The organism is Ornithinimicrobium sp. (assembly GCF_051004135.1).
Lineage (GTDB): Bacteria > Actinomycetota > Actinomycetes > Actinomycetales > Dermatophilaceae > Ornithinicoccus.
The window spans coordinates 1-9,525 of record NZ_JBPCKQ010000158.1; the positions used below are offsets into that span (position 1 = coordinate 1).

A 9,525-nucleotide genomic window follows, 5' to 3' on the forward strand; every position below is an offset into this window, starting at 1 on the left:
GGCTTCGGCACTGCGCTCTACTACTACTTCCGCTACACCACCGACAACCCGAAGTTCGGCACCAGCACGCTGGGCCGCGGCCTCGTCGAGGGCATCAAGTCGATGCTGCCGGCGGTCTACATCCTGCTGCTGGCCTGGATGCTCGGCTCGCTCATCGTGCAGCTCGGCACGGGTGAGTACCTCGGTGGGTTGGTGGAGTCGGCCAACATGGCCCCGCAGTGGCTGATCCCGGTGATGTTCCTGATGGCCGGCGCGATGGCGTTCTCGACCGGCACCTCGTGGGGCTCCTTCGGCATCCTGCTGCCGATCGCCGGTGACATCATGAACTCGCTCGATGAGCCGACCCTGCTGCTGCCGGCCTTCGGCGCCGTGCTCGCGGGCGCCGTCTTCGGCGACCACTGCTCGCCGATCTCGGATACCACGATCCTGTCCTCCACGGGTGCCAGCTGCAACGTCATCACACACGTCACCACCCAGCTGCCCTACGCCCTCGTCGGCGCGTTCGCCGCGCTGTGCGGATACGTCGTGCTGGCGCTGACCGGCAGCGGCCTGGTCGGGCTGCTCGCCGTGGTGGTGGTCCTGGTAGGTCTGGCGCTGGTCGCGCGGGCGATGTTCTCCCGAGTGGAGACCGAGGTGGAGTCAGGCTCGCAGAAGGAGACGCCATCACCGGCCTGACCAGAGCCAGTAGCCTCCTCCCATGACGGATCAGCAGACGGAGTCGGGTCTACCTCTGCAGCCCGTCTACGGGCCGCAGGACCTGTCCGGCTTCGACCCTGAGCGGGCGCTGGGCGAGCCGGGGAGCTTCCCCTACACCCGGGGGGTCTACCCCTCGATGTACACCGGGCGTCCTTGGACGATGCGGCAGTATGCCGGGTTCGGCACGGCCAAAGAGTCCAACGCCCGCTACCACGAGCTGGTCTCCGGCGGTGCCGGAGGGCTGTCGGTGGCCTTCGACCTGCCGACCCAGATGGGCTACGACAGCGACCACCCGTTGGCTCACGGCGAGGTCGGCAAGGTCGGGGTGGCCATCGACTCCGTGGAGGACATGAGCGTGCTCCTGGGCGGACTGCCGCTGGACTCGGTCTCCACCTCGATGACGATCAACGCCCCGGCGGCGACGCTGCTGCTGATGTACGAGCTGGTCGCGCAGGAGCAGGGCATCGCGCCGGACCTGCTCACCGGGACCATCCAGAACGACGTGCTCAAGGAGTACATCGCCCGCGGCACCTACATCTACCCCCCGGCGCCGTCGCTGCGGCTGGTCAGCGACACCTTCGCCTACTGCGCGTCTGCCCTGCCCCGGTGGAACACGATCTCCATCTCCGGCTACCACATGGCCGAGGCGGGGGCCACGCCCGCGCAGGAGATCGGCTTCACCCTGGCCAACGCCAAGGAGTACGTGCGCGCCGCGCAGGCCGCCGGGCTGGCCGTGGACGACTTCGCCCCGCGGCTGTCCTTCTTCTTCGTGGCCCGCACGACGCTGCTGGAGGAGGTGGCCAAGTTCCGTGCCGCCCGCCGGATCTGGGCGCGGATCATGCGCGAGGAGTTCGGGGCCCGCAACCCCAAGTCGATGATGCTGCGCTTCCACACCCAGACCGCCGGGGTGCAGCTCACCGCGCAGCAGCCGGAGGTCAACCTGGTCCGGGTGGCCCTGCAGGGTCTGGGTGCGGTGCTCGGGGGCACCCAGTCGTTGCACACCAACTCCTACGACGAGGCGATCGCGCTGCCGAGCGCCAAGGCCGCCCGGCTGGCGCTGCGCACCCAGCAGGTGCTGGCCTACGAGACCGACGTGACCAAGACGGTCGACCCGTTCGCCGGGTCGTCTGTCGTGGAGTCGCTGACCGACGACGTCGAGGAGGCTGCACTCACCCTGATCCAGGCGGTGGAGGACCGCGGGGGCGCCGTGGCGGCCATCGAGGAGGGCTTCCAGAAGAGCGAGATCGAGCGCGCCGCCTACGCCAACGCGCTGGCGATCGACTCCGGGGAGCGCGTCCTCGTCGGACTCAACCGGTTTGCCGGTGACGGACCCGAGCCCTACGAGCCGCTGCAGGTCGACCCCACGATCGAGGCAGCCCAGTGCGCCGCCCTGGACCGGCTGCGCGAGCACCGGGACTCGGCCGCGGTCCGTGATGCGCTGGAACGGATGCAGCACGCGGCGCAGGGCAGCGACAACCTGCTGCACCCGATGCGGGAGGCCCTGGCCCTGCGCGCCACCGGTGGTGAGGTCGCCGGCGCCCTGCAGGAGGTGTGGGGACGGCACAAGCCTCATGAGACCTTCTGAGGGGGACCGCCGACCGGCATACGCTCCGTACGACCCGCTGAGCGGGGTGCGGCGCAGCAAGCGCGCTCCGGCCGGGTATCGTGGGCGGACGTCCCCCCTGCACCGAACCAGAAGCCGATCTGCTGAGCCTGTGACTGCCGAGCCCGCCACCGCCCTCTACTCGGGCGACCTCACCCGGCGGATCGTCGACGCGGTCGAGGGGCTGCGCCCGTCGCTGCTGCACTGGCGACGCGAGCTGCACGCCTACCCCGAGGTCTCCTGGCAGGAGCACCGCACCACGGCGTTGATCATGGACCAGCTGAGCGAGACCAGCCTGCGGCTGACCCCGCTGGCCGGGTCCGGGGTGATCGCCGACCTCGGTCCGCCCCGACCCCGGCGCCGCATCGCGATCCGTGCGGACCTCGACGCCCTGCCGATCGAGGAGTCGACGGAGCTGGACTTCGCCTCCCGCAATCCCGGGGTGGCGCATGCCTGCGGGCACGACGTGCACACCATCGGGGTGCTGGGGGCCGCCCTCGCGCTCGCCGAGGTGACCGAGCAGCTGGACGAGCGAGGGCTCGGTGTCCGCTTCCTGTTCCAGCCCGCCGAGGAGAGCATGCCCGGGGGTGCGCACGCGATGATGCAGGCCAGTGCCCTCGCGGGCATCGACCGGCTGTATGCCGTGCACTGCGACCCCTCGATCGACGTCGGCACGGTGGGCTTGCGGGTCGGCCCGATCACCGCGGCCTCGGACTCGGTGCACGTCACGCTCACGGGCCGGGGCGGGCACACCTCGCGGCCGCACCTGACCCAAGACCTCACCTACGCCCTGGGCAAGGTGATCACCGACGTCCCGGCGGTGTTGTCCCGCCGGATGGACCCACGCTCCGGCACCGCCCTGGTATGGGGTGCGGTCCGGGCCGGCACGGTCGCCAATGTCGTCCCCGCCTCGGGTGAGTGCGTCGGCACCCTGCGAATGCTGGACGCGCAGACCTGGGACACCACGGGTCCGCTCATCGAGGAGATCGTGCATGCGGTCGTGGCCCCCTACGGTGTCCACGCGACTGTGCGGCACGTCAAGGGGGTGCCGCCGGTCGACAACGACGCGTCCTGCGTCGCTGCGTTCGACGCCGCGTGCCGCGCCGTGGTGGGGCCGCAGGCGGTGGTCCCCACCCAGCAGTCGCTGGGCGGGGAGGATCTGGGGTGGTATCTCACGCAGGTGCCCGGGGCGATGGCCCGGCTGGGCACCCGCACCCCCGGCGGGCCGACCTTCGAGCTGCACCAGGGTGACCTCGTGGTGGACGAGGAGGCGGTGCTGCACGCCGCCAAGATCCTCGCCGCCGTCGTGCTGCACTGAGCCGGGCGGGCCCTCCCGCGGGTCCGCGATCAGGTGCCGATGGTCACGCTTGCGTCACAGTCCGCGATGTCCGGCCTTGGGTCCTCGATGTGACTGCTACTGGGGGGTACGATGCGGCGACGTGAGTCGGTCGCGATCGGCGCACGGCAGTGGTTCCACGTGTTGTGATCCCCCGACGTAAGGAGATGCCCGTGCGACGGGTTCTGCAGATCGCGGCCGTCTCGGCCGCCGCCACCCTGGCCCTGGCCGCCTGCGGTGAGGCCCCCGCCGAGGACGAGTCCGCCGAGGGCGGCGGCTCCGAGTCCTCGGCGGACAGCAGCGACGGCGCCGGCGCCGCCCCGGAGGGCGCAGGCGACTTCCAGGCCTGCATGGTCTCCGACGCCGGCGGCTTCGACGACCAGTCGTTCAACCAGTCCGGCGCGCAGGGCATGGAGTCCGCGGAGTCCGAGCTCGGCATCCAGACCACGCTGGTCGAGTCGCAGTCCGACGCCGACTACGACAGCAACGTCAGCACCCTGGTCTCCCAGGGCTGCAACTTGATCTTCGGGGTCGGCTTCCTGCTGGAGGACGCCGTCCAGAGTGCGGCCGAGGACAACCCGGAGACCAACTTCGCGCTGATCGACTCCGCGTTCTCCGACGCCGAGTTCAACCCGGTGGAGCTGGACAACGCCAAGCCGATCCTGTTCAACACCGCCGAGGCCAGCTTCCTGGCCGGATATCTGGCTGCGGGGACGACCGAGTCCGGCACCGTCGCCACGTTCGGCGGAGTGCAGATCCCGTCCGTGGCGGTCTTCATGGACGGCTTCGCCGACGGGGTCACCAGGTACAACGAGGACGAGGGCACCGACGTGCAGCTGCTCGGCTGGGACAAGGAGGCCCAGAACGGCGCCTTCTCCGGTGACTTCGACAACCAGGCCCAGGGCCAGACGCTCACCGAGCAGTTCATCGCCCAGGGCGCCGACATCGTCATGCCGGTCGCCGGACCGGTCGGTCTCGGAGCCGCCGCGGCAGCCGAGAGCGAGGAGGGCACCAAGATCATCTGGGTCGACTCCGACGGCTTCGAGACCACGCAGTACGGCCCGCTGATGTTGACCTCGGTGCTTAAGCGGATCGGGCCGGCGGTCGACGACACGATCACCGAGACGCTCGAGAGCGGCTTCTCCAACGAGCCCTATATCGGCACCCTGGAGAACGACGGGGTCGGCCTGGCGCCCTACCACGACTTCGAGGGCGAGGTCCCCGAGGAGCTCAGCACCAAAATCGAGGAGTACAAGCAGCAGATCATCGACGGTGAGCTGACCGTCGAGTCGCCCAACTCCCCGTCCTGACCGAAGGTCCATCGACTGCGGCCCGGCCCCCCGAGGGCCGGGCCGCTATCGTTCCCTGACGGACGACATACCACCGACCCTGAGCCCCGAGGAGGAGCGGCCCCGAGATGAAGCTCGAGCTGCGCGGCATCACCAAGGTCTTCGGGTCGCTGGTCGCCAACGACCACATCGACCTGGTCGTGGAGCCCGGCGAGATCCACGCGCTGCTCGGTGAGAACGGTGCCGGCAAGAGCACCTTGATGAACGTGCTCTACGGCCTCTACGACCCCGACGACGGTCAGATCCTGCTGGACGACCGCCCCGTGACGATCGACGGTCCTGGCGATGCGGTCGCCGCCGGCATCGGCATGGTCCACCAGCACTTCATGCTCATCCCCGTCTTCACCGTCGCCGAGTCCGTCGCCTTGGGCTACGAGCCCACCGGTGGGGCGGGACTGCTCAAGCTCGACGAGGCGCGCAAGCGGGTCACCGAGATCAGCGAGCGGTTCGGCTTCCACGTCGACCCTGATGCGCTGATCGAGGACCTGCCGGTCGGGGTGCAGCAGCGCGTCGAGATCATCAAGGCGCTGTCTCGGGACGCCAAGGTGCTGATCCTGGACGAGCCCACTGCCGTGCTGACGCCACAGGAGACCGATGAGCTGATCGAGATCATGGGTGAGCTGAAGGAGGCGGGCACCTCCATCGTGTTCATCACCCACAAGCTGCGCGAGGTGCGGGCGGTCGCCGACCGGATCACGGTGATCCGCCTCGGCAAGGTCGTGGGCGAGGCCAGCCCCAGCTCGACCGAGACTGAGCTGGCCTCGTTGATGGTGGGCCGCTCGGTGAGCCTGGCTGTCGACAAGGAGCCGGCCGAGCCGGGTGACGCCGCGGTCGAGATCGACCGGCTCACCGTGCTCGGACCCACCGGCACCCCGGTTGTGGACCGGGTGAGCCTGCAGGTGCGCTCCGGGGAGATCATGTGCATCGCCGGGGTGCAGGGCAACGGGCAGAGCGAGCTGGCCGAGGCGATCCTCGGCCTGGTCGAGGCCGACGGGGGGACCATCCGGGTTGACGGGGAGGACCTGCGTGGCAAGAGTGTCGCGCAGCGGTTGCGGGCCGGCATCGGCTTCGTCCCCGAGGACCGCTCGACCGACGGCGCCATCTCCTCGTTCTCCGTCGCCGAGAACCTCGTCCTCGACCTCTACCGCACCCCGGAGTTCTCCCGTGGCATCAGCATGAGCCCGGCCAAGGTCGCCGCCAACGCACACACCCGCACGCAGGAGTTCGACGTCCGGCTGAGCGACGTGCACGACCCCATCTCCACCCTGTCGGGCGGCAACGCCCAGAAGGTCGTGCTGGCCCGAGAGATGTCCCGGCCGCTGCGCCTCCTCGTCGCCTCTCAGCCCACCCGCGGGCTCGACGTTGGCTCCATCGAGTTCGTGCACCGCCGGATCGTGGAGCAGCGCGACAGCGGGACGCCGGTGATCATCGTGTCCACCGAGCTCGACGAGGTGATCGCGCTCGCCGACCGCGCTGCGGTGATGTACCGCGGCCGGATCGTCGGCGTGGTCGACGCGACCGAGGACGGCATCGAGCGCGACGTGCTCGGACTGATGATGGCCGGGGTCCCCTTCGAGGACGCCCAGCAGCAGGCCGCGCAGCACCACTCCACCCTGGGCCGGGCCGACCTGCCCGCGGACGCGCCCGAGGAGTCAGGATCATGAGCCAGACCCCGCAGGAGCCGGAGGGGCCGGAGCCGGCCGTCCCGGCGCAGGAGGAGATGACGCGAGGGAGTCGCGCCGGCGCCCGCGGTGACGTGCTCCGACAGATCATGGGCGGCAGCGCGATGATCTCCGTGCTGGCCGTGGTCCTCGCCTTGATCATCGGGGGGGTGCTGATCGCCTTCGCCGACGAAGAGGTCCGCGCCTCCTCCAGCTACGTCTTCGCCCGTCCCAGCGACTTCTTCACCGCCGCCTGGGAGGCAGTGACCAACGCCTACGTCGCGCTGTTCCGCGGCTCCATCCTCAACTACCAGTCCGACACCTTCGCCGGTGCGATCAAGCCGTTGACCGAGTCGGTCGTCTTCGCGGTGCCGCTGATCCTGGCCGGCCTCGGCATCGCCGTGGGCTTTCGGGCCGGGCTGTTCAACATCGGCGCCCAGGGCCAGATCATCGTCGGCGCCATCTTCGCCGCCTACTTCGGCTTCGCCTTCGACCTGCCGGTCGGCCTGCACCTGATCCTGGCCATCCTCGGCGGGGCGGTCGGCGGGGCACTGTGGGGCGCGATCCCGGGTGTACTCAAGGCCCGCTTCGGGGCCAATGAGGTGATCGTGACGATCATGCTCAACTACATCGCGGTCTATCTGATCAGCTACACGCTCAAGCAGCCGAGCTTCAACCCCGGCCGCTCGGGTCAGCGCAGCCCCGCGATCGCGGACTCCGCGGCATACCCCCCGCTCATCCCGGACTGGCTGGTGCCGGGCAACAGCTTCCGGCTGCACTGGGGTGTGCTCGTCGCCATCCTGGCCACGGTCTTCGTCTGGTGGCTGCTGGAGCGCTCGACCATCGGCTTCGAGCTGCGGGCCGCCGGCGCCAACCCGCACGCCGCACGGACCGCTGGCATGTCGGTGGGGCGGATCACAGTGATCACCATGGTCATCGCCGGTGGCCTGGCCGGGCTGGCCGCGACCGCGCAGGTGCTGGGCACCGAGCGGTCGCTGACCGCCGGGGTCGCCGCCTCCTTCGGCTTCGACGCGATCACCGTGGCCCTGCTGGGCCGGTCCCGACCACTGGGCACCTTCCTGGCCGGGCTGCTGTTCGGTGCGCTGAAGTCCGGTGGCTTCCTGATGCAGTCGCTGACCCAGACCCCGATCGACATCATCCTGGTCGTCCAGTCCGTCATCGTGCTGCTGATCGCCGCCCCGCCGCTGGTGCGCTCGGTCTTCCGGCTGCCCGACCCCGAGCGACCACGGCGCCGCAAGCGGGGCGCGACCCAGGAGGCTGCAGCATGAGCACGACGGCCACCTCCGCCTCTAGCTCTGTCCCGGGCCAGGCCGAGCAGGACGACGACGTCCGCACCCGGATCGGCTACCGCACGCCGATCATGTATGCCGTGGCCGCCGCGGTCACGTTGCTCTTGTTCGCTCTCGGCGCTCCCGCCGACGCCGACACCACCTTCCAGATCGCCTCCGGCTCGACCGTGTTCACCATCCCCAGCTTCGCCGTGCCCGCCCTGATCGGCGCCCTGGTGCTGGGCATCGTCCAGGCCGTGGCCGCAGGGTGGGCGTTGGTCCTGGTCCGTGGGCGGCGCCCGGTGCCGGTCTGGCTGCACCTGGTCGTCGGGGTGTCCTTCGTCGTCTCGTTCCTGCTCTGGGCCGGGGCCGGGAAGGCCTCGGTCATCCCGGTGACGTCGCTGCTGGCCGGGGCCCTGGCCCTGTCGGTGCCGCTGATCTTCGGGGCCATGTGCGGGCTGGTCTGCGAGCGCTCCGGGGTCATCAACATCGGGATCGAGGGACAGCTGCTTTTCGGTGCCTTCGCCGCCGCGGCCGTGGCCTCCCGGGTCGGCTCAGGGTATGCCGGGCTGCTGGCCGCGCCCATCGCCGGAGCCGTGGTCGGTGCCTTGCTGGCGTGGTTTGCCGTGCGCTTCCGGGTCAACCAGATCATCGTCGGCGTCGTGCTCAACACACTGGTGATCGGGCTGACCGGCTTCCTGTTCTCCACCGTGATGTCGGACAACCGGGAGCTGTGGAACGCCCGGGAGCGCCTGCCGGTGATCCGGATCCCGCTGCTCGCCGAGATCCCGGTGCTCGGACCGGTCCTGTTCCAGCAGACCGTCCTGGTCTACCTGATGTATGTCGTCGTGTTCGTGCTGCAGATCATGCTGTTCCGCAGTCGCTGGGGCCTGCGCACCCGCGCCGTCGGGGAGCACCCCAAGGCCGCCGACACCGTCGGCATCAAGGTCAACACCCGGCGGGTGTGGAACGTCATCCTCGGCGGGGCGATCGCCGGGCTCGGCGGGGCGTTCTTCACGGTCGGCTCCGGCCTGGCCTTCGGCCGGGAGATGTCGGCCGGCCAGGGTTACATCGCCTTGGCGGCGATGATCCTGGGCAAGTGGAACCCCAAGCTCGCGGTGCTCGCAGCGCTGCTCTTCGGCTTCTCCAAGAACCTAGGTAACGTCATTTCGACTATCGGAAGCGGGGTGCCTTCTGAGGTGCTGCTGATGTTGCCGTACATCATCACGATCCTGGCGGTAGCTGGCTTTGTGGGCAGGGTGCGCCCACCGGCAGCTGAAGGCACGCCGTACACCAAGAGTTAGGGAGACCGCCATATGAGTAGCTCACCCGACTGGGACACGTTGCTAACCGCCGCCGCGGCGGCCTCGGTGAATGCCTCCGCCCCCTACTCGGACTATCCGGTGGGCGCGGCAGCGTTCGTCGACGATGGACGCATCGTGTCGGGGTGCAACGTCGAGAACGCTAGTTTTGGGCTCACATTGTGCGCGGAGTGCGGCATGGTCAGCGAGCTCATGGCCACTGGTGGTGGGCAACTGACCGCGGCAGTCTGCGTGAATCGTGAGGGCGCGGTGATCATGCCCTGCGGGCG

General features: G+C 69.7%; 8 protein-coding genes. All 8 read left to right on the forward strand.

The annotated features are described in order from the left end of the window. Nucleotides 1–675: Na+/H+ antiporter NhaC family protein (locus tag ACR2FV_RS10605; protein ID WP_434015661.1), on the forward strand; the 675-nt coding region annotated here is incomplete at its 5' end. A gap of 22 nt (nucleotides 676–697) precedes the next feature. Beyond that, nucleotides 698–2,281, forward strand: coding sequence for an acyl-CoA mutase large subunit family protein (locus ACR2FV_RS10610; protein ID WP_434015662.1), 1,584 nt, complete (start codon nucleotides 698–700; stop codon nucleotides 2,279–2,281). 130 nt (nucleotides 2,282–2,411) lie between these two features. Further along, nucleotides 2,412–3,617, forward strand: a complete 1,206-nt coding sequence (locus tag ACR2FV_RS10615; RefSeq protein ID WP_434015663.1) for an amidohydrolase — start codon at nucleotides 2,412–2,414, stop codon at nucleotides 3,615–3,617. A gap of 191 nt (nucleotides 3,618–3,808) precedes the next feature. Next, entirely contained in the window at nucleotides 3,809–4,945 is a 1,137-nt protein-coding gene (locus tag ACR2FV_RS10620; protein ID WP_434015664.1) for a BMP family lipoprotein, read from the forward strand. 107 nt (nucleotides 4,946–5,052) lie between these two features. Next, nucleotides 5,053–6,648 (forward strand): ABC transporter ATP-binding protein, encoded by a 1,596-nt coding sequence (locus ACR2FV_RS10625; protein WP_434015665.1) that lies wholly within the window; start codon nucleotides 5,053–5,055, stop codon nucleotides 6,646–6,648. After that, on the forward strand, nucleotides 6,645–7,934 hold the full coding sequence (locus ACR2FV_RS10630; RefSeq protein WP_434015666.1) for an ABC transporter permease: 1,290 nt from the start codon (nucleotides 6,645–6,647) through the stop codon (nucleotides 7,932–7,934). Before ACR2FV_RS10625 ends, ACR2FV_RS10630 begins: the two co-directional genes overlap by 4 nt. Then, on the forward strand, nucleotides 7,931–9,238 hold the full coding sequence (locus ACR2FV_RS10635) for an ABC transporter permease (protein ID WP_434015667.1): 1,308 nt from the start codon (nucleotides 7,931–7,933) through the stop codon (nucleotides 9,236–9,238). Before ACR2FV_RS10630 ends, ACR2FV_RS10635 begins: the two co-directional genes overlap by 4 nt. A 12-nt stretch (nucleotides 9,239–9,250) precedes the next feature. Next, nucleotides 9,251–9,525: cytidine deaminase (locus ACR2FV_RS10640; RefSeq protein ID WP_434015668.1), on the forward strand; the 275-nt coding region annotated here is incomplete at its 3' end.